The 21,806-nt window shown below is 41.8% G+C and carries 23 protein-coding genes; 1 reads left to right on the top strand and 22 read right to left on the bottom strand.

Annotated features, from left to right (window positions below):
* Nucleotides 1-147: 147 nt before the first annotated feature.
* A complete protein-coding gene (locus BET01_RS05950; RefSeq protein ID WP_120195855.1) occupies nt 148-1,434 on the top strand; it encodes a M18 family aminopeptidase in 1,287 nt (428 codons plus the stop codon).
* Between the two features lie 104 nt (nt 1,435-1,538).
* On the opposite strand, the gene BET01_RS05945 is transcribed toward BET01_RS05950, so the two are convergent.
* The 22 genes from BET01_RS05945 to BET01_RS05840 form a co-directional block, all read right to left on the bottom strand.
* Nucleotides 1,539-1,775, bottom strand: a complete 237-nt coding sequence (locus BET01_RS05945; protein WP_120195853.1) for a hypothetical protein — start codon at nt 1,773-1,775, stop codon at nt 1,539-1,541.
* A gap of 27 nt (nt 1,776-1,802) precedes the next feature.
* Nucleotides 1,803-2,774 carry a foldase protein PrsA gene (locus BET01_RS05940; RefSeq protein ID WP_243117137.1) on the bottom strand — a complete coding sequence of 324 codons (972 nt, stop codon included), beginning with the start codon at nt 2,772-2,774 and terminating at the stop codon, nt 1,803-1,805.
* A gap of 19 nt (nt 2,775-2,793) precedes the next feature.
* Complete coding sequence (locus BET01_RS05935) at nt 2,794-3,579, bottom strand: HAD family hydrolase (protein ID WP_120195851.1); 786 nt, start codon at nt 3,577-3,579, stop codon at nt 2,794-2,796.
* Complete coding sequence (locus tag BET01_RS05930) at nt 3,572-4,171, bottom strand: Maf family protein (protein WP_120195850.1); 600 nt, start codon at nt 4,169-4,171, stop codon at nt 3,572-3,574. The genes BET01_RS05935 and BET01_RS05930 overlap by 8 nt, the downstream gene beginning before the upstream one ends.
* Nucleotides 4,172-4,233: 62 nt before the next feature.
* Entirely contained in the window at nt 4,234-4,791 is a 558-nt protein-coding gene (locus BET01_RS05925; protein WP_120195987.1) for a putative ABC transporter permease, read from the bottom strand.
* A 111-nt stretch (nt 4,792-4,902) separates the two neighbouring features.
* Nucleotides 4,903-5,361, bottom strand: coding sequence for a divergent PAP2 family protein (locus tag BET01_RS05920; protein ID WP_120195849.1), 459 nt, complete (start codon nt 5,359-5,361; stop codon nt 4,903-4,905).
* Nucleotides 5,362-5,374: 13 nt separating this feature from the next.
* The gene (locus BET01_RS05915; protein WP_207667578.1) at nt 5,375-5,839 is read right to left on the bottom strand and encodes an HD domain-containing protein; all 465 of its coding nucleotides are present in this window, start codon (nt 5,837-5,839) and stop codon (nt 5,375-5,377) included.
* A gap of 141 nt (nt 5,840-5,980) precedes the next feature.
* A complete protein-coding gene (gene glgA / locus BET01_RS05910; RefSeq protein ID WP_120195847.1) occupies nt 5,981-7,426 on the bottom strand; it encodes a glycogen synthase GlgA in 1,446 nt (481 codons plus the stop codon).
* Between the two features lie 107 nt (nt 7,427-7,533).
* Nucleotides 7,534-8,340, bottom strand: a complete 807-nt coding sequence (gene spo0A, locus BET01_RS05905) for a sporulation transcription factor Spo0A (protein WP_120195846.1) — start codon at nt 8,338-8,340, stop codon at nt 7,534-7,536.
* 478 nt (nt 8,341-8,818) lie between these two features.
* On the bottom strand, nt 8,819-10,093 hold the full coding sequence (gene spoIVB, locus BET01_RS05900; protein ID WP_120195845.1) for a SpoIVB peptidase: 1,275 nt from the start codon (nt 10,091-10,093) through the stop codon (nt 8,819-8,821).
* Nucleotides 10,094-10,196: 103 nt separating this feature from the next.
* Nucleotides 10,197-11,867 (bottom strand): DNA repair protein RecN, encoded by a 1,671-nt coding sequence (gene recN, locus BET01_RS05895; protein ID WP_120195844.1) that lies wholly within the window; start codon nt 11,865-11,867, stop codon nt 10,197-10,199.
* Nucleotides 11,868-11,879: 12 nt separating this feature from the next.
* The gene (gene argR / locus BET01_RS05890; protein WP_120195843.1) at nt 11,880-12,329 is read right to left on the bottom strand and encodes an arginine repressor; all 450 of its coding nucleotides are present in this window, start codon (nt 12,327-12,329) and stop codon (nt 11,880-11,882) included.
* Nucleotides 12,330-12,341: 12 nt separating this feature from the next.
* Nucleotides 12,342-13,199, bottom strand: a complete 858-nt coding sequence (locus tag BET01_RS05885) for an NAD(+)/NADH kinase (protein ID WP_120195842.1) — start codon at nt 13,197-13,199, stop codon at nt 12,342-12,344.
* Nucleotides 13,200-13,210: 11 nt separating this feature from the next.
* On the bottom strand, nt 13,211-14,026 hold the full coding sequence (locus BET01_RS05880) for a TlyA family RNA methyltransferase (RefSeq protein ID WP_120195841.1): 816 nt from the start codon (nt 14,024-14,026) through the stop codon (nt 13,211-13,213).
* Nucleotides 14,023-15,948 (bottom strand): 1-deoxy-D-xylulose-5-phosphate synthase, encoded by a 1,926-nt coding sequence (gene dxs / locus BET01_RS05875; protein WP_120195840.1) that lies wholly within the window; start codon nt 15,946-15,948, stop codon nt 14,023-14,025. The genes BET01_RS05880 and dxs overlap by 4 nt, the downstream gene beginning before the upstream one ends.
* Before the next feature lie 15 nt (nt 15,949-15,963).
* A complete protein-coding gene (locus tag BET01_RS05870) occupies nt 15,964-16,863 on the bottom strand; it encodes a polyprenyl synthetase family protein (protein ID WP_207667577.1) in 900 nt (299 codons plus the stop codon).
* Complete coding sequence (gene xseB, locus BET01_RS05865) at nt 16,841-17,053, bottom strand: exodeoxyribonuclease VII small subunit (protein ID WP_120195839.1); 213 nt, start codon at nt 17,051-17,053, stop codon at nt 16,841-16,843. Before xseB ends, BET01_RS05870 begins: the two co-directional genes overlap by 23 nt.
* An 11-nt stretch (nt 17,054-17,064) precedes the next feature.
* Complete coding sequence (gene xseA / locus BET01_RS05860) at nt 17,065-18,363, bottom strand: exodeoxyribonuclease VII large subunit (RefSeq protein ID WP_120195838.1); 1,299 nt, start codon at nt 18,361-18,363, stop codon at nt 17,065-17,067.
* A 1-nt stretch (nt 18,364) separates the two neighbouring features.
* Nucleotides 18,365-18,808, bottom strand: coding sequence for a transcription antitermination factor NusB (gene nusB, locus BET01_RS05855; protein ID WP_120195837.1), 444 nt, complete (start codon nt 18,806-18,808; stop codon nt 18,365-18,367).
* A 113-nt stretch (nt 18,809-18,921) separates the two neighbouring features.
* Nucleotides 18,922-20,349: a sensor domain-containing diguanylate cyclase gene (locus BET01_RS05850; RefSeq protein WP_120195836.1), complete on the bottom strand. Its 1,428-nt coding sequence runs from the start codon at nt 20,347-20,349 to the stop codon at nt 18,922-18,924.
* Between the two features lie 154 nt (nt 20,350-20,503).
* Complete coding sequence (locus BET01_RS05845) at nt 20,504-20,893, bottom strand: Asp23/Gls24 family envelope stress response protein (RefSeq protein WP_120195835.1); 390 nt, start codon at nt 20,891-20,893, stop codon at nt 20,504-20,506.
* A 76-nt stretch (nt 20,894-20,969) separates the two neighbouring features.
* The gene (locus tag BET01_RS05840; RefSeq protein WP_243117136.1) at nt 20,970-21,800 is read right to left on the bottom strand and encodes a SpoIIIAH-like family protein; all 831 of its coding nucleotides are present in this window, start codon (nt 21,798-21,800) and stop codon (nt 20,970-20,972) included.
* Between the last annotated feature and the right edge of the window lie 6 nt (nt 21,801-21,806).

The following is a 21,806-nucleotide window of genomic DNA, read 5'->3' as shown; positions in this document are numbered from 1 at the left end:
CTCCTATTCATGATTGTTCTTCGTTTACTATACAACGGATTCTCATCCTCTGTCAACGGAGGATTCCAAACAACAATCTTATATGTTATAATAACAGAAACAGTTTCATTTAGGTACCAACAAAGAGGTTAGAAAAGAGGTTATCATATGACTATCATCAAACAATTAGATTCACTGGTTGCAGCATCCGTTTCTCCCTATCATTGTATTATGGCAGCATCAAAGCAGTTATCAGACGCTGGCTTTCATGAGCTACCCCTTTCCGCCACATGGAAGCTTATAAAAGGAGAATCCTATTATATAAACGTTTTTGATTCCAGCCTGATTGCATTCTCCATAGGAGAAGAACTTACAGACTCTCCTTCCCTTCGTCTGGCAGCTTCCCATACAGACTGGCCCTGCTTAAAAGTTAAGCCATATCCGGAAGTAACCTCACTAGACTACGGAAAACTAAACATAGAGGTCTACGGCGGTCCACTTCTTAACACCTGGTTTGACCGCCCTCTTTCTATGGCCGGAAAGGTATCCGTTAAGGGCTCCTCTTTAATGGAACCAAAGACCATATTTGTAGATTTTGCAAGACCCGTGCTTACAGTTCCAAGTGTAGCCATTCATATGAACCGTAATGCTAACGAGGGTGTTCCTATCAATGCCCAGGTGGATATGCTTCCTTTGATCACCAGAATTACCGATGAATTAAGCCGGAAGGACTTTTTCCTTGAAGCCCTGGCAAAAGAAGCCGGAGTTGAGAAGACAGATATTTTAGATTATGAGATCTACATCTATAACTGGGAATCTGGAAGTTTATTGGGCTTACAAGAAGAGTTCTATTCCGCTCCCCGTCTGGACAACATAACCTCAGTTCATGCTTGTTTAAACGGAATCGTGGAATCCACCTGCAAAGAAGGAATCCATGCTGTTATCTTATATGATAACGAAGAGATCGGAAACCACACAAAACAAGGTGCCTCCTCTGCCATTACAGAGCGTGTTCTGGAGAAGATCTATTTGTCCTTAGGTTATAGCAGAGAAACCTTTATAAATGGGCTCTTAGGTGGTTTCCTTCTCTCCATGGACGTTGCCCATGCTATCCACCCAAATCATATGGAGAAATGCGACATTAAAAACCAGATCATGATGGGAGACGGTGTAGCCATTAAGCTTGCCGCCAGCCAATCCTATGCCACTGATGCCACAAGCACTGGAGTTATTGAGGGAATCTGCCGTGCCAAAGATATCCCATATCGCAAATTCTCCAATCGTTCCGATATCAGAGGTGGCTCCACTCTAGGCAGCATATCCTCTACCCTGCTTACCATGCGCACCGTTGATGTAGGTGTTCCTATACTGGCCATGCATTCTGCAAGAGAAGTTATGAGTGCCAGTGACCAGGAAGCACTTGTAAAGCTAACCATAGCCTTCTTCCAGGCTTAATAGATCAACAATAAAAGAAAAGTGCCACAACTGACTCCTTAGTGGTCAATTGTGGCACTGCTTATGAAACAATAAAGACATTTACTAATCTGTTTTATTATTTCTTATTTTTTATTTCCCTGCATGGTTTCCGGAACTACCTCCCGGCTGGTTTCCAAAGGCAAATTAGACGTCCGGTTACCCTCCCAGTATCGATAACCATAAACTCCACCGGCAATCACACCTGCAAATAGAATGAATACAATCAAAAATAGTATGACACCTCCAAAAACATCCCGCCCACGGCTTTGTCTGCGTCTTCGGCTGTGGCTTTTTCTTTGAATCGTATCTCTCTGGCTCATTTGCTTTTTGCCCGTCCTTTCTTTTTATCAATCTGTTACATGTTTTTTGTAAATTTCAAAAAAGTTAGTGGTTGTGGTTTTATCTTCCTTTGAAAACTTCACATCTTTCCATATTTCATTGCTAAAAGTAACTGGATGTTCTTCTTTATATTTGTTATAGATCTGATCAAATGCTTCCTTTTTCCGTGTCCGGTACAATCCGGATTTTCTTTCTTGGGTCGCCGTCTCATCATAATCATTGACGCATTTGATGATATAATACTTGCCTTTGTCTTCTACTACAGGACTAATTTCTTCTGCTAACAGGGCAAACACAGCCTCTTCATAGGGTTTTGAAACTTCTCCCCTTCCGATATGACGTTCCATTGTTTCCTCAATGGAATACTCTCTCGCTAGGGCAGAAAAATCAGCACCTTCCACTGTCGCCAGTGATCGCACATGATCCGCCTGTTCCTTATCCTTTAAAACAATTTGATCGATTATAATGACTTTTGCTTCACTATCGCTGATCTCCAGATTCATATCCTTGGTCAATTCTGTAACAACCTTATTGGACAGGTAATACTGTTCATACATGGTTTTGACGTCTTCTTTTGTCACTTTCATATAAGTGATATCTTCTTTTGTCAATGACTCAAAGTATTCATCTGAAGCTTTACGCACCGCTTCTTTTTCTCCGCTGGTTAGCGTAACGCCCTTATTTTCTGCCAGAAGATTCATAATCTTCATTTCCTGAAGAAATTCTTTTACCTGATCTACCAGATAAGTCTCAAAATTCTGGTCTCCTGGCAGGTCAATGCCCCAAATTTGGCTGGTATAAATGGTTTGGTACCGGTTTCTCTCCGTTGCCAGGATAATCATAGACTGAGGCAGTGTATATGCCTTTGTTTCTGCAATCTCAGAAACAATAGGAATATCTGCCTTACAACCGGTAAGCAGAGCAATAAGTGCCAAAACAGCCAGGAATGTCTTTCCTCTTCGTTTTTTATCACCTTTCACGAGCTTCCCTCTTTCCTTGCTACAAAAGCAGCTTCAGTATTTTTAATACTCCGTCGTTGATATTAAGATCCGTTTGGAAACTAGCCGCATTCTTTACTTCTTCTCTGGCATTTCCTACTGCGAAGCTATAATACGCCTGTTGAAGCATCTCAATATCATTCAACTGATCACCAAAAGCCATGGTTTCTTCTGGTTTGATTGAAAGGCTATCTTGAAGAAGCTTGACTGCCTGTCCTTTGTTGATCCCTGGTCTCATGCAATCCATCCACATATCGCCTGATATGGTCATCTTCAAACGGTCTTTAAACATCGTGCGAAGCATTCTGGTATTCTCTTCCACATCTGATTTGCGGTATACGGATACCTTAATAAATTCTGATTCCACTTTTGTCAGATCCTCAACCCACTGTGCCTTAAACTTATAGCCGTGGATCAACCAGTCTAAGAATTCCTGATCTTTGGTCTCAAGATACACCACATCAGGACCACTCACCATAACATCTAAGCCTTCTATCTTACGAACTTCCTTCACCATATCCATAATGGTTTCTAGCTCAATGGTATTGATAAATAAATTTCTTCCGTGGCAGCCTACGTAAGCTCCGTTATCTGACAAATAAAAAATCTTTTCTTTCACAGGATCAAAAATAGATTCAATGCTTGCCCATTGGCGTCCACTTGCAGCAGCAAACTGGATTCCTTTTGCCCGAAGCTTTAATATCACATCAAAAAGCTCTGGATTGATTTCGTTGTATCCGTCCGGAACTAAGGTTCCATCGATATCCGATGTTATCAGCTTAATCATTATTCCCCTCCTGTTCAAGCATCCATTTCATTTCCTGATACACTCGTCCTACAGGTAACCCTACTACATTATTATAATCCCCAGTAATTCCCTTGACAAACGCTGCGTAGTTACCCTGGATTCCATAAGCTCCTGCTTTATCCATTGGTTCTTCACTAAAGGCATACGCTTTTATCTCTTCTTCCGACATAGGATATACCGTGACTTCAGTCTTTTCCACAAACGACTTTACTTTATTCTCCCGTTGTCCACAAGAAACCATAGTCACACCGGTATATACCTGATGATTCCTGCCTTGCAGCATGGAAAGCATCCGATAAGCATCTTCGTGACTTACGGGCTTTAATAGTATCTGACCATCTAGGGCAACTACGGTATCTGCTCCAATGACAATGGTACCTGCCTCCTGATGTTGCGCCACATCCTGTGCTTTCTGACTAGAAAGTTCTAAAACCACCTCTTCGGGAACGGTAGAAGTAACCTTTTCTACTATGGTGCTTGGCTCAATAAAAGGGGTGATTCCAATTTGGGCAAGAAGCTCTTTTCTTCGTGGAGAAGCAGATGCCAGCACAAGTTTCATCATTCGTTTCATAATCGTCCTCCCTGTTTTTAAACGTACAAATAAGCGGGACCCGAATCGAATCCCGCCATTCATTAATATACTTTCAAACGACCAATCAATGTTGCATCGTCTTCGTCACAAGATGACTTAAGCTGCAATCTCATTGTATAAATAAAATCAGCCATATAAAATGTTAAAAGACTGAGTGCTACGAAGCGCTCCAACTGCTCTGGAACAACTCCTGCCATCTGATTTACAAATCCATCTAGGAAGTAGAAATAGAAAATTCCCAAAAATCCCCAGGCAATGGTGCTCTCCATACAGATAATACCCTTGTAGTTAAGTTTCTTCCTGCTATAATCCCACCAGAAGGAACCAAACAACTTAATCATCATACGTGCTGTTATAAGCTCCATGATGGTAGCCATCATCGCTGACGCTAGATATAACAGAAGTAGATTATCGGAAAGAGGCTTTAAAAGAATCATGGCTCCCATGGCTCCGAATCCGTAAATGATACAGAAGGGGCCGTGTCCAAAACCGCGATTAATTACAAGTCTTTTATTTTCATAACTGAGCACAACACATTCAAGAAGGTATCCAAGAAAGCTGAACAGGAAGAAACAAATAATCCTGTGATAAATCGACATACCCATTTTACCTCCAAATTTGACAATTTTTGAACTTGTTAAAGTATAATATGGATATCTTAAGAAATCAAGGCGTAATTTCTTACGATTCACGGAAACATAGCTGTTTTATTAATAAAATTGTGCCAAAAACAGGGTAAGGAGTATGCCAAGGAGTGCTCCCGCTGCCACTTGCAGTGGAGTGTGCCCCACATATTCCTTTAATGTTTCTTGTATTAGCTCTCCTTTTAATTTCAAAGGATTTTCAAGTAATATGCTGTTTAATAATTTCGCCTGCTTTCCAGTTTCCCTGCGGACTCCCATGGCATCATACATCACAATCATGGAAAGAACGAAGCAGATCGCAAATTCAAAAGAACCGACACCATAGCGGTAGCTGGCGGCGGTTGTCAATGCACAAACCGTTGAGGAGTGGGAACTGGGCATTCCCCCGGAGCCCACAAGCCTCTCTGGATTAAAATTTTTGTTGAGTGCCATATCAATCAGTGTCTTTAAAAACTGAGCGAGCGTCCAAGCTGCGACAGCGCTTACTAAAACCTGGTTTCCCAGTATATCATCCCAATAATTCATGGTTTCCTCCATCTTATGCCGTACTTTTCCAACCAACGCTAAATAAAAACCAACGCTTAAACCTGGCCACGGTTTCTACGAGACCGCAGAATTTATCCGAATAAACGATAACCAATCCCCCCCGGCTCTTAGGCGGAATCGGGGTCAGAGGCCACATATGGCGCAGGATCATGTCTTTTTCATTTTCTGTTAATTCAAAGTATTTGACTGCATTGTTCAGCGCAGCCCTCGGATGGGTAAAACCATGGAAACGTTCTCCAGTTTCTCTGGCATGGGTATGCCAATCATACAAAAACAAATCATGAAGAAGACCAGCTCTGGCAACCTCACGATAGTCCCAGCCCAGTCTTCTACAGACGCAATAGCTCATATAGGATACTTGAATGCAGTGGTTTTTGCAGGTAGTATCTCCATGTTGCATAAAGTTATCCATGGACTGAAATACTGGATTGTCTAAGATATCTCTAACACACTCCATATATTCCAAATCCTCGTTGTAAATTTCTAGCTTAACCCAGGAAGAGTCTTCCACCCATTCAAGGGCTTTGTCTTTTTCTTCCTGGGTGATATGCATGCTTTTCATTTTAATCACTCATTTCTTTTCTGTAATATCCGTCTGCTAGCAGCCAGGGAGCCAATCATAAAGCTCCTGATATTTCATGGCAGATGTCTTCCATGAAAAATCTTTATTCATAGCACGACAGACAAGCACGTTCCACTCTTTATTTTTATCGTAGAAGATGCTTTCCGCATACCGAATGATCCCTAGCATTTCGTGGGCATTATAATTGGAGAAGGAAAAGCCAGTTCCGCTCTTTTCATATACATTATATGGCTCTACCGTATCCTTTAAGCCACCTGTCTCCCTCACAATCGGCAAGGTCCCATAGCGAAGTGCCATTAACTGGCTAAGTCCGCACGGTTCAAATAAGGAAGGCATAAGGAACGCATCACAGGCCGCATAAATCTTGTGGGACATGGCCTCAGAATAATATATATTCGCAGATATCTTATCTGGATACTTCCATGCATAATGACGGAACATATTCTCGTAACGTTCATCACCAGTTCCAAGGATCACTAGCTGAATCTTATCCTGACACAGTTCATCAATGACACACTGAATCAGATCAAGTCCTTTTTGATCGGTCAGCCTTGATACAATGCCGACCATAAACCTAGTTTCATCCTGGTCTAGACCAAGTTCTTTTTGAAGGGCTATTTTATTCTTTCCCTTCTCTTTTTGAACGTTCTTAGAATTATAATTCTGTACAATAGAAGTGTCGTTCTCAGGATCAAATTCATCGTAATCAATCCCGTTAACAATCCCTCTGAGACTACCAGCCCTAGCACGCATCAAGCCATCAAGACCTTCTCCGTAAAAAGGCATCTGTATCTCCTTTGCATAGGTTTCACTTACCGTAGTGATTGCATCCGCATAGACGATGCCGCCCTTTAATAAGTTACCGTCCTTATAAGCCTCCAATTTGTCCGGTGTGAAATAATAATCCGGCAGGCAGGTGAGCCTTTGTATGGTCTTTACATCCCATACGCCCTGAAATTTTAAGTTGTGGATCGTAAACACCGATTTCATGTTGCAAAAAAATTCCCCATCATGAAACCGATCTTTTAACAGAATAGGAATAAGTGCAGTCTGCCAATCGTGGCAGTGTACCACTTCCGGTTGAAATCCAATCACCGGAAGTGCGGATAAAGCTGCTCTTGAGAAAAAGCAGAATTTCTCCAAATCATACAACCAGTCCCCGTATGGTTTGGGACCTCCAAAATAACTTTCGTTGTCTATGAAATAAAAAGTGATACCCTCGTGAACATACTGAAGAATTCCAACATACCTGCTTTGATCCAGATAATCCATGTAGAAATGGTTTATATAGGTCATCTGGTTTCTCAGCTCTTCTTTTATGCAGAGGTATTTGGGAACCATGACTCTAATATCAAAATGCTCCTTTTGAAAGCACTTGGGAAGGGAACCTACAACGTCTGCAAGTCCTCCTGTTTTGACAAAAGGTACCGCCTCTGATGCCACGAAAAGTATCTTCTTCATCCAAAAACCTCCCTTATCCTTACCGCCCAAATGACGGCATCTGTTGGTCTATAGTATACTTCATTTTAAGGAAATAAGAAAGTCTCTTTCCGTATATTTAGGAAAGTTTAGGAAAGTTTTTTGTAATCTAGTCGTATTTTATCAGCAATCAATGCAATAAACTCTGAATTCGTCGGTTTTCCTTTTCCAGTACTTACCGTATAACCAAACAAGTCATTAATGGTATCCATCTTGCCTCTGCTCCATGCCACTTCAATGGCATGCCTGATGGCTCTTTCTACTCTACTCGGTGTTGTCTGGTGCCTTTTTGCAATGGATGGATAGAGAATCTTAGTCACAGAAGTAAGCATCTCCTGGTCCTGAACAGAAATAACAATTGCATCTCGAAGATACTGGTATCCTTTGATATGAGCAGGAATTCCAATTTCGTGAAGCATCTGTGTTACATCATTTTCCAGATTCTGCTCCATATATTCGGTTTTATTGACATAAGGCTTCACCTTTTTCATGCCCTGTAAGCTTGGTACTTTCGCCTTTCTCTGACCAACTCTTCGAACCTTATCGACGATAATTTCCTTATTAAATGGTTTCATTATGTAATAATTTGCTCCCATACGAAACGCATCTTCGGTAATATTCTCGCTTCCTGCCGCTGTTACCATAATAAACGACGGAATCTTTGTAATAGATCCATTGCCCCTTACCCGTTCCATTACTGTTATTCCATCCATTCTCGGCATAATTACATCCAATAAGACAACGTCGGGATTTGTTTTAAGGATCATGTTGTAAGCATCTTCGCCATTATCCGCTCTTCCTACAACGTGGAAATCCTCCTCTCCTTCCAGTATATCGTTCAGCAGATTCAATGTCTGCAGGTTATCATCGGCAATTGCAATACTGATTTCTGACATATTAATACTCTCCTCCTGATTCCTAAAATAAAAAAACTAGTGTATAGCCATTATAATCTTGCCTTGGCTTATGCCGCAATGGAATTCAATCGCATGATTCGACAAATAATTGTTTGTACTGTCTGTTTTACAAATTTTTCTGATTTCACAAAAATGTCGAAACGATAAAATGCCTTTTTGCATCTTGATTCGCTTGTGTCCCCCTTTTTTTCACAGTGTTGAATTTTGATACTCCGTGTCGGCAAAAAACTTGGCATTGCTTCACTCCCTGTATCTTATACTAACATATTCCTTCTCCATTGAAAAGTGTTAATCATCAGATTAATATATATTAAATTACTTTTTTTTAGACTTTTTGAGTCTCAAACTAATTATTTTCATACATTTCAACAAGATATGATTGACTAAAAAGGAACGAAGAAAAGGACAGCACTGTAATTTTCATTACAATCCTGTCCTTTTCTTATCATAATTAAGTTTAATGATTCAGCATGTTTTCTATAAAGATTCCATAACCTCTTGTTGAATCTTGAATAAATACATGAGTCACTGCTCCGATTAATTTACCGTCTTGAATAATTGGACTTCCGGACATACCCTGAACGATTCCTCCTGTAAGAGCCAGAAGATCTGGATCAGTAACCTTTATGACCATTCCCTTGCTTTTATGAGTTGTTGAGTAATCCACACGTTGTATTTCAATCTCATAATCCCTTATTTTACCGGATACATCACTTCTAACGTATGCCAAACCTTTTTTCACATCCTGGCGGTAACCGATTGGAATGGCGTCCTGCTTTATCGTTTGCTTAAAGCGATCGTTTACCGTTCCAAATATTCCTTCTTCTGTGTTGGCTGTAATCGAGCCAAGGGTAGATCCAGGGCCATAATAAATAATTCCGCTCATCACTCCTGGTTTTCCAAAGGTTCCTTTTTCAATTCCCATAATTGCTGTTTCATACAGGGAACCATCTGTAATCTGCACCACATTGCCAGTATCACTGTCACTGATGCCATGCCCAAGTGCTCCAAACTGTCCATTCATATCCACATAAGTCATTGTACCGATTCCCTGAGTATCATCTCTTACCCATACTCCAAGTTTATAAGTGCCGTCTTCCGTCTCAACAGGATTCATCTTTACGTCAATGCTTTCATCATTTCGTCTGACTTTCAAGATTGCTTCTGCTGCACCTATTTTGTTTAACTCGCTCATCAAGGATTCTTTGTCTTTTAATGGTGTTCCGTTAATAGTTTCAATGTAATCACCGGATTGAAGAATGCCAAATGCTGGTTCTGTTGTCATTCCATCCTTTTTTGTTACATCTCCAGTACCTATTACCATAATCCCTTTAGATTTCAAATAGATACCAATTGGACTTCCACATGGAATCGCATACTTGGTGTCTACCACATTCACCTCTATGTCCTTAAGCTGAATAAATCCAAAAAGCTTAAGGCCCAGTTTGTAACTCCCCTGATTCTTGGAATAAACCGAGAACGGTTGGTTTAACTGCAGGTGAATCTGATCGGATGGAATATTGGAACCATTGTTTAGTACTACTTGCTCACTGTCTGAATGGAGGGTTACATCAAAGGGCATGGAGAAATGAAACTGTTCTTCTTCCTCTGCTACGATATTCAATTTGTCGGGGATCACCTGTTTCATATAGAACCAGGAAAACCCGATGCAAAAGATCAGGCTGATCCAGAACGCTCTCACGACAAGCCTATGAATTTTGTTTTTACCCATCTCACATACCTCCTTAGAAGAATGAAGGAGACAATTTTTTTGCTCCTTTCCTAGTATGTGAGAAATCACTAAAAACACTCTGTCATATTTTAGTTGAATTCATTTATTTTTGGACATTGGTTTTTTGGCCAGCAAGCCGTTTCATCTCTCTGGCATTCTCTCTGACCGCTTCTGTGATCTTTGCCCCACCGAGAAGTCTTGCCAGTTCTTCCACCATCTCCCCATCAGAAAGGGTGCGAATGGTGGTATGTGTCTTTCCTTCTTTTGCCGATTTTAAAATTTCATAATGGGCATCAGCCATGGCTGCAATCTGAGGCAGATGGGTAATTAATATTACTTGATGATTTTCAGAGATATAAGAGAGCTTTTCTGAAACCTTTTGTGCGGTTCTTCCGCTGATTCCAGTGTCGATCTCATCAAATATTAAGGTAGGAATGTCATCAGAATCAGCAAGGACTGTTTTGACCGCTAACATGATTCTTGACATCTCGCCGCCGGAAGCGACTTGACCTAGAGGCTTTAAGGCTTCACCTGGATTGGTGGAGATGACGAATTCTGCTTCGTCGTAACCTCCAGAGGTGTAATGGTCCAAACGCTTAAATTCCATTGAAAATTCCACATCTAAAAAATTCAAATCTTTTAAGCCAGTTTTAATTTTTTTTGTCAGCTCTTTTGCAGTCTCTTTTCTCATATAAGATAATTGTCCGCATAATTGGTCCAGTTTATCCTCAATCCTAAGGATTTGCTGCTCCGTTTCACGCTTCAAAGAATCGTAATCTTCTAGCTCAATAAGACGTGCCCTTCTTTCTTCCAGATTTGTAAAAATCTGACTTACACTTTTTCCATATTTCGCTTCCAGATTATGTAGTACGTCCAGTCTTTCTTCCATCTGTTTGTATTCTTCTTCATCAAACGACATATCCTCCATATAAGATGATATTTCGTGACTGATATCGCTTAAGATGGAATCTGCGTCAAAAAGCTGATCTCTGATACCTGAGAGTCTATTATCATAGGAAGCAACCGATTCCACTTCTTTTAACGTACGGCTAATCAAATCTCCACTAACAACAGAATAGGCGTGGGAAAGACTTTCGGTGATTTTTTTTCCATGAATAAAAAGACGGTATCTGGAAGATAGTTCTTCTTCCTCTCCCTCTTTTAAATCAGCGTTTTCTATCTCTTCAATCTCAAACCGAATAAAATCCATTTCCCTGAGTCTGGTCTCTTCATCAAGAGCAAAGGTAGATAAACGTTCCTTTAACCGGCAATATTCCCGGTATGTTCCTGTAATATTCTCTTTTAGTTCATGGGACTTTTTTTCGTGATATCGGTCCAGAATCTCCAGATGTTTTGATTTGTAAAGTAAAGACTGGTGTTCATGCTGTCCATGAATATCAATTAAAAGCCCGGTGATATCCCGCAGCTTTCCTGCGGTCACCGTCTCGTCATTGATTTTGCTTAAACTTCTGGATGGCATGATTTTTTTTGAAATAATTACAGTACCATCGCCATCTGGATGGACATCATATTCCTTTAGCTTCAAAAGCTTCTCCGGATCGCTGACTGTAAAGATTAGTTCAATATAGGCATATTCTGCGCCCTTTCTGATGATATCCTTTGGTACCTTGCCTCCAAGGGCAATGGTAACAGAGCCAATGATAATGGATTTTCCGGCACCGGTTTCCCCGGTCAAGACATTGAGTCCTTCCTTAAATTCCACATCGGCCTTTTCAATCAGGGCTAAGTTTCTTACGTGTAATTCTGAAAGCATGGCACGCCTCCTTTATCCCGTAACGAGTTTTTTAAGTTTATCCATCATTAATATGGTATCATCATACGTCCGTACGGCACACATAATGGTATCGTCTCCTGCAATGCAGCCAACCATCTCATTAAAATGCAGGGCATCCAACGCAGCCGCCACAGCCATAGCCATGCCGGAAACTGTTTTAATGACTAAAATATTTTGCGCCATATCCATGGACAAATATCCATCCTTTAAAATCCTTATATATTTATCACTGAAAGAGCTTTGGCTTTGAAGCACCATGTATCGCTGCTTTCCGGTTTCTGAAGGAACTTTAGTTAATTTAAGCTCTCTGATATCTCTAGATACCGTAGCCTGCGTAACTGCAAAACCAGCTTTATTTAAATATTCCGCCAGCTCTTCCTGGGTCTCGATTTCATATTTACCGATGAGTTCCACAATTTTGCTGTGTCTTTCCAGTTTCATTATGTTTCCTCCTTATATACCGGTCATCTTATTACGAAGGTTATCTAAAAATGATATATGTTTTAGCTTTACCAAAATAGTCTTTACCTCTGACCTGCCAATTTCCACTGTATCACCAGGCCATAACCTTATTTGCGTGTCACCGTCAAAAACGGCCTCCTGGAACACATCCTCTTGCCCCATCATCTCAACCCTGATACAGTCATCGGAGGACAGGACAATACTCCTGGCTCCCAGAACATGGGAACAGATTGGGGTTAATACAAGCATCCTAGAATCTGGTACAAGGATCGGTCCTCCAGCAGAAAGGTTGTAAGCGGTAGAGCCCGTAGGGGTCGCTGCAATGAGTCCATCCGCACGATATTCATTAAAATATTCCCCATTTACATATACCTTGAACTTAAGGACTTTTAGCTTCTGGTTTCTAATGATAACAATCTCATTCAAGGCAATATCATGAAAAATAGCTTCACCGGCACGTGTTATGGATCCGTTTAGCATCATTCGTTCTTCCAGCGTGTATTCTCCTACAAGAAGAGAAGCCAGCGCCTCCTCAATCTCCTCTGTGTGGGAAATCTGAGTCAGATATCCTAGAGTCCCCCGATTGATTCCCAGTATCGGAATATTACGACCAGCTAAATCTCTGGCTGCCTGGATTAAGGTACCATCCCCGCCAAGAGTGATGATACAGTCTATTTCCTTAGGTACCATGGCAGAATCGGTATAATGGCTGCCGGGGTAATCTTCCTTTTTGTTACTGCCTCCAATGACGCAACTAGCACCATGAGCCAGAAGATAGCGGCTGATGACGTCCGCAGTCTCCTTGGCTCCTTCTTTATCCGGATTCATGACTACATAAAAATGTTTCATAATATTGCTCCTTACCTGCCTGCGCTTAACTCTTCATGAGCATATGCGACAACCTGTTCTGGATTCACTTCCATGCTTGGAGAGGAACCTTCTGACTGGCAGTTTTTAAGATGAAGTAAATATTCAATATTCCCTTCCGGCCCCTTGATTGGAGAATACTCCAGATGAAGCACAGAAAATCCGATGGATAGAGCATAATGAATTACGGTTTCTATTACCTCAAGGTGAACCGATTTTTCCCTGACAACACCTTTTTTGCCTACTTTCTCACGCCCTGCTTCGAATTGAGGTTTGATCAAACAGACAATTTCTCCATCTTCTTTTAGAAGATTTTTTACAGGCCCTAATACTTTTGTTAAGGATATGAAGGATACATCAATGGAGGAGAATTCAATCGGGTCTTCAATATTTTCAGGAGTTACATAACGGATGTTGGTTTTCTCCATACAGACAACTCTTTTGTCTTCCCTGAGTTTCCAGGCAAGCTGACCATGTCCTACATCTACCGCATATACCTTTACTGCACCGTTTTGCAGCATACAGTCGGTAAAGCCGCCAGTAGAGGAGCCTACATCCATGCAGACCTTTCCTTCCAGGGTTACATCAAAATGAGTCATGGCCTTTTCAAGCTTTAAGCCGCCTCGGCTTACGTATTTTAAGGTGCTTCCTCTTACTTCAATGACAGAAGTATCTAAAAAAGCAGTTCCTGCCTTGTCTTCTTTGTCTCCATCAACGTAGACGATTCCAGACATGATAAGGGCTTTGGCCTTTTCTCTGGACTCTGCCATTCCTAGTTTTACTAAAAGCACATCTAGTCGTTCTTTCATTCCTTTATCTCTTCTCTTGTTTTGTCTTTATAATTTTTCCATTCCGCATTCTGGCGTTCCATGTCAAGGTATTCCTTTTTCAATCGCCAGATAACAGAATCGCTGTCGATTCCCAATCCTTTTCGAAGAAGAGATACGTTGCCATGCTCCACATAGGAATCTGGCAAAGCAATATTTACAACCTTCACATGGGGATAATGCTCATGGATATAATGGGTAATATTAAGGCCGTAACCTCCCTGAAGCACGTTCTCTTCCATGGTTACAATCAACCAGTGATTTTTCGCCAGAGAGTCAACCAATTCTTTATCAAAGGGCTTTATAAACCGTCCGTTGGCAAGGGTACAATTCCAACCTTCGGCTTTTAGCTTTTGTCTTACATGTTCCCCTGTGGATACCATGCTTCCAACTGCTAAAAGGGCAATGTCCTGTTCTTCATAGAGCATCTCTCCCTTTCCAAACTCAATGGGGGCACGGAACTCTTTAAGACCCTGGTACGCCTCTCCTCTTGGATAGCGCACGGCTATGGGACCGCCATATGATAGAGCAAATTCCATCCCATCCATCAGCTCCCAAAGGTTCTTTGGTGCAAAAACACTCATGTTTGGAATGGCAGATAAAAAGGAATAATCAAAAATCCCCTGATGAGTTTCTCCATCACTGCCCACTAATCCGGCACGGTCCACCGCAAAGACTACAGGCAAATTCTGAATACAAACATCGTGGAGAACCTGGTCAAATCCGCGCTGTAAAAAGGAGGAATACACTGCTACCACTGGCTTTAAGCCTCCGGCTGCCATTCCTGCTGCGGAAGTAACCGCATGCTCCTCTGCAATCCCCACGTCAAAAAAGCGGTTGGGATACTGTTTGGCAAATCGCTTTAATCCGGTTCCGTCAGGCATGGCTGCGGTAACTGCAACTATCTTTTCGTCCGCCTCAGCAAGACGGCATATGGTTTTAGAAAATACGTCTGTATAGCCTGGATTCTTTTTTACTCTATTTGATTCACCTGTCAAAATATCAAAGGGTTCTACTGCGTGATATCTGGATGGATTCATCTCTGCATGGGGATATCCCTTGCCCTTCTGGGTAATCACATGAACCAATACCGCATGTTTAAGCTTCTTTGCCTCCCGTAGAGCTCTGGCTAGGGCTTTTGTATCGTGCCCATCAACTGGACCAAGATAGGTGATTCCCATATTTTCAAACAGCATTCCAGGAATCAGAAGCTGCTTGATTCCATTTTTTGTTCGGCTAATCTTTTCAATAATGGAATCTCCCACCACTGGAACCCTAGAAAGTAAGTTAGTTACATGCTTTTTTAAATCCAGATAACCTTCTCCGGTACGGATGCTGCTTAAATAGGAGGACATGCCTCCTACGTTTTCTGAGATGGACATATTATTGTCATTAAGAATGATAATAAAATTCTTCTCCATCCTTGCCGCATTGTTTAAGGCTTCATACGCCATACCGCCGGTTAAAGCACCATCACCGATGACTGATACCACATAATGATCCTCTCCCAGTACATCCCTTGCCTGTGCCAGTCCAAGGCCAGCGGAAATAGAAGTAGAGCTATGGCCAGTATCAAAGGCATCACAAGGACTCTCTTTTCTTTTTGGAAAACCGCTCATACCGCCAAATTGGCGCAACTCATCAAAAGCGGCTTTCCTTCCGCTTAATATTTTATGGGTATAGGACTGATGCCCTACATCCCATACTACCTTATCTTTTGGAAGGTCAAAGGCAAGATAGATTGCCATAGTAAGCTCGACGACTCCCAAATTAGAAGCCAAATGGCCTCCTATTGTACTTATTTTTTCCAGTAAAAAATCCCGGATCTCCTGGCTTAGGACATCAAGCTGCTGCTTGTCTAGCTTCTTAATATCTTCCGGTCCATTTATCATATCCAATATCATATTATATCAAATCCTTTATTTTTCACGGTTTATCAGCATCTGAATCAATCCTTCCAGGAATTCATTCTTTCCTGGAAGCTCAAGAAGAACGGATACTGCTTCTTTTGAGATACGTTCCACATCCTGCTTTGCCTTAGTCATCCCATATAAAGAAACATAGGTAGTTTTATGGTTTTTCTCATCACTTAGTACTGGCTTTCCAAGTATCTCGTCACTGCTGGTTAGATCCAAAATATCATCCTGGATCTGAAATGCCATGCCAACTAAAGATGCCATTCGCTCCACCTGCTTTAATTCCTCTTCCCCTGCTCCGCCTAGTATTGCCCCAATCATCATGGGGGCCTCTAGCAGAGCGCCTGTTTTCAAACGGTATATAAATTCAAGTTTATCTTCTGGAATGGATTCTCCTGATAACTCCACATCAACGGTCTGTCCACCAATCATTCCAAAAATCCCTGTTTTTTCTGCAAGGATTCCCATGCTGCGGGCAACCAGATCCGGTCTGTCGGACATGGAAAGAGCCTTAGCCGCTGTTTCCATGGAGTAAATAAGAAGTCCGTCACCTGCCAGCACTGCCATATCATAGCCAAATTTCACCCAAGCTGTAGGAAGCCCACGTCGCAGGGTGTCGTTATCCATACACGGAAGATCATCATGGATTAAGGAAAAGGTATGAATCATCTCAATGGCCGCCATAAACGGCTCAATCTCCTTGCCCTTGCCAGAAAAAAGACGGTAAGTCTCCTCCATAATCATAGGGCGAAGTCTTTTTCCTCCTGCTTTGACGCTGTAATCCATGGCCTCAATCACTGTGCTTTGGTAGCCACTCACTTCGGGCAAATATGATTCCACCACCAATTGAACCTCTTTCATACGAGCAGAAAACAATTCTTTAAAGTTCACTTTTTTCACCATCATCCTCTAATACAATTATCTTTTTTTCCACTTTATCTATCTTATCATTGCATGACTTAACAAGCTTCATACCTGTCTCATAATACTGAAAGGACTCTTCTAGAGAGCTTTCTCCGCTCTCTAACTTTTTAATTAGTTCTTCCATTTCAGCAAATGTCTCTTCAATGGTCTTTTCTTTTTTTACTGCCATAATGGACCTCCTTATCTGATATCCAGATCATCATTCTTTGTCTGGTCGTTTGGAATGATTTGAGAAATCACTGCTTCCATACTGCCATCCCTGACTATAACCCGGATGCCATCTCCAGCTTTTACCTGAGTTACAGAGTTTATCCTATGGTCTTTTTTATCTGTAACGAACCCATACCCTCCGCCAATCTTCTTTAACGGGGACTGGGCTTCCAAACGGTTGGCAAAAAGTTCAAGCCTGTGCCTGTCACGAACCGCCTGCTTATCAAGCAAGGTCTTCATGCGTAAGGCTACCTGAGCCACTTCTGTCTTATAACCTGCTGTCTTTAAAAGCAATAGAGTCTGAAACTTAATCTCCAGATCAAAGAGCCTCTGGCGGCTCTCCCGAATGCTGCGCTTGGGATCGAAATACTTAAGCCTTAAACCGTATTGGTTCGCATGGAAACGGTAACGTTCCATCTTCCGTTCCATCGTCTTTTTTAAGGTATTCCGGTACAATTCCTTTTGCTCTTCAAACAGGGAATAATCAAATACTGCTAACTCCGCGGCAGCAGAGGGCGTAGGAGCACGCATATCTGCCACATAGTCTGCAATGGTTACATCGGTCTCATGACCCACCGCAGAAATCACAGGAGTGGAGCATTGAAAAATAGCTCTGGCTACAATTTCTTCGTTAAATGCCCATAAATCTTCAATGGAACCGCCTCCCCTTCCCACGATTAAGACGTCAAGTCCCATCTGGTCCAGTACCTCAATTCCTTTTGTTATACTTGTCTTTGCATTCCCACCCTGGACAAGAGCCGGGTAGAGATAAAGCTGTACGTAAGGATTTCTCCTTGCCGATATATTCATAATGTCTTGGATCGCTGCGCCTGTGGAAGCCGTGACAATTCCAATTTTCTTTGCATATTTGGGAATGGGCTTCTTATATTCAGGGGAAAACATCCCCATCTCTTCCAGCTCATTGCGCAGCTTCTGAAACCGCTCAAACAGATCTCCCAGCCCTTCTCTTGTAATCTCCTGGGCATAAAGCTGATAGCGCCCATCCCGCTCATAAACCTCCACACTCCCCTTCACCGTGACCTGCTGGCCCTCTTCCATTTGAAAGGATAGGCCTTTCCGGTATCCGGCAAACATCACGGCTGCAATGGAAGATTTCCCATCTTTTAAGGTAAAGTAGATATGTCCGGAGGTATGATACTTGCAGTTGGAGACTTCTCCTTTTACGGAAATCCGGTTCAAGGCAAAGTCCTGGGCAAACATATTCTTGATGTAAGCATTGACTTGGGTAACAGAATAAGCGCTAGCCATATTACACCAGCTTTGCTAAAACTCCGTTAACAAATGCCGGAGCTTCGTTCCCACCAAATTTCTTACCAAGTTCCACAGCCTCATTGATGGCAACTTTTTCTGGAACCTCATCATCAAACAAAATCTCATATAAAGCAAGACGGAGGATTGTTAGTTCGGCTCTGCCCATACGCTTTGTCTTCCAGCCTTCTGCCACCTCGTTGATCTTAAGATCCAGTTCTGGGATCTTACTCATGACAGCTTTTGCTCTCTCTCTTAACTGGTCGGCATACTCACCGCTCATCGACACATCGTGTATGATTTCTTCCTTTCCTTCTTTGTCAAAATCATACTCCATTGGTTCCTCAAAATAATGGATAAGCTGTGCTTCCTTTTCCTCTGCTGGATAAAAATCCACACAAAAAAGCAGCTTAAAGCAGTGTTCACGCATTTTACTTCTGGTCATTTACCATGGTCCTCCTGTTGGTAATTTTTCTGGACGTTTGGAATTATTATACCTTACCGTGGTTTATTATACAATAGTATTTTTCATTATCCATATATGGATTATATGAAAAATTACCGCTTCACGGCATATTGGTTTTTCCCTTTTCTCTTTGCCTGATATAAAGCTTCATCCGCACGTCTTAAGATTGCATCGTAATCATTTTCATTTTCTCCAACCTGTGTGATTCCAATGCTGGCATGGATATTCCCTGAAATATTAAAAGCATTGAGTATCCTTGCGGCTATGGCTTCCGGCTGTTTTCTACCCCTCATTCCGTACAGCCAAATACAAAATTCATCCCCTCCGAAACGGACAATCACATCCTCTTGTCTGGTACAGGCACTTAAAATCTGACCAACTTCAATCAGAACCAGATCTCCTTTGTGGTGTCCAAAGGTATCATTGATTTTTTTAAAATCGTCAATATCAAGGAACATACAGGCATAAAATCGCTTATTCCCCACGCCCTTTAACCCTTGAGATACCAGCTTTCTTGCGGTTTCCCTGGTATATACTCCTGTCAGATAATCCTTTTGCGCCCGTTTTTCTTCCTTCTTGCGATAATGAAGAATACCAAGTATGAGTAAAACAGCACTTACCAGCATAATGGTTGAGCTGGTGATAAATCCAAGGGTCAAGCTCCTTATTCGGTAGAGCATGCTTTCATACATTTCGGTCTTAACCAGGGAAGCTACCATCCAGTCTTCGATTCCGGTTGGCTGATAATACAAAAGCCGTTTGTTGTTATTTTCATAGTAAATCAGATATCCTGCTTGACCATTTTTAACATCTTGTTTCATCTGTTCTAAGGATTGTCCATCCCGAAATTCCATATTATCCAAAAGATCGTATACGGTACCCTTACGACTGACTCCAGAGCTTGAAACCATGATCTGCCCTTCTTCTGTAAATATGAGATTGGCCCCATTCTGGTTTAAAGGACTGTCGTTTAAATGCGCTTCAAGCTCCGCTGCCGAATACTCCAAACAGGCCGCCCCTACTACCTTAGAATCTCTAATAATAGGAATAGCCAGGACAATTCCGTCTTGGCCTTCAAACCCTCCAGGAAGGAGTCTGGAAATATTCTTCTCTCCCAATAAGACTTTCTGGAAGTAGGCTCTGGAGGAGATATCTGTTGATTGGTGGTTTCCATAATAAATGATTCCTTTATGATCTACTACCCCTAATCTTGAACTCTCCTTCTCGCTTTCTTCTAACAGCTCCCACCAGCTTTCATTTCCGGACCCATCCGGAAGATCACAAAGTGCCGCAAACAATTCCAGCCATTCAAATTTTGCCTCTGTTAAATTCTTCAGATAGCTCAATATCTTGTCGTTCTCCAGTTTTAGATCACGGCACGTCTGCTTTATAAGGCTCTTTTCCACCTCTTTGAAATAATAAAGATTCATCGCAAAAATTCCTGCGATGATAGAAACCACCAGGCCGACCATTCCCATCATCTTTGGCAAATAATGATTCCTATCCCTATGATTTATCATATTAAAAAACACCTGTCCTTAACATCCTGTCCTAATGCATATGGTTCATTATAAATCCTGTCCATTTTCATTACAAGATAAACTTTATTACGAAAACCAAAAGAAAAGCGGGGGTATTGACCATAATAGTCCACCCCCGCTATAGATTTTACATCTATTTGTTTTCTTCCATTGCAACACCGGCGATACGGATATTCACATCTAAAACCGTAAGACCTGTCATGTTCTCAATAGCAGTCTGTACCTTTTCTTGAACTTTCTCACTGACTGTTGGTATGCTGTATCCATATTTGATGTTTAAGGACAAATCCACAGATACATGTTCGTCAGGAGTCAGCTCAACCTTAACGCCCTTTGATAAATTTTTCATGCCCAGCTTCGCCACCAACTCATTGGTGATGTTGCCTGCCATGGAATCTACACCTTCTACCTCGGTTGCTGCAAGACCTGCGATGATAGCTACCACATCGTCTGCGATCTGCACTTCGCCGATTTTATCTTTTTCATATAATTTGTGAGTATTTCTGCTTTCTGCTTCTGCCACAGCAATTCCCTCCTGTACTAAAATTTCTGGGTTATGGAATCATTATAGCAAAATTGTCCATTGTTTGCAAAGCTTTTTATTCACCCAGTTTCATAAGGGTGATAACGATATTCTCTGCACCTACTTCTGCTTTTCTCTTTACGATATCTTCAATCTGTGCACGCTGTGGGTCGGTAATGGTAGAGGCATTGATGACAACGTCTACTTTTCCACTTGAAATGCTGACGACTGGATCTGAGAATCCTTTTGCAAGAAGAAGGGTCTCTGCTGCATTTTCTTTTTCGGAAATAGCTGTCATATCAATCATTTCCTGAATGGCCTGTTTTTTTGCAGACTCCTCAAGGCTAGGATTGTTGATCAGGTTCATTAAGGTCTCTTTGTTTCTTGCCCTTACCTGCTCTCTGTTCAACTGTACGCTAGATATGTAATCCGTTACGCTCATTCCGCTTGTAAGAACAGCTTCTCCTGGGTTATCCAGTCCAGTGTTTGCTGCTTTTGTCTCAGCGGCTGCTACCTGCTCTGCGGCTGCCTTTGTTTCGCCTGCTGCTGTGCTTTCAGCGGCTGCTACTTCTTTGTTTTCTGATGGCTGAGTTTCTGCTGCTGCCATTTTATCGACATCGGAAGCATCCTGGTCCAGACTTGCAATATCCTGGGCGGGAGAACTTTCATTAAGGGCTTTGTTCTCTGCTAAGACATCTTCTTCAGATATATCCGTGAGTCCTGCTTCAAAAACATCTTTACCAGAAACTGCCTCCTGTTTTCCGGCATAATTTAAATACCCGGCGGCAGCTATCATAACGGCCAGTGTGGTAATGATGATCTGATTTCTTCGGAACAGTTTTTTCATATCCATTTTCTTTGGGGTTTTAGGGACATTTGGTTCATTGCTTGTTTTCCAACTTCTCATACCTGA

Source organism: Lacrimispora algidixylanolytica (assembly GCF_003609635.1).
GTDB lineage: Bacteria > Bacillota > Clostridia > Lachnospirales > Lachnospiraceae > Lacrimispora > Lacrimispora algidixylanolytica.
This window is presented reverse-complemented; position numbering and strand designations above follow the sequence as displayed.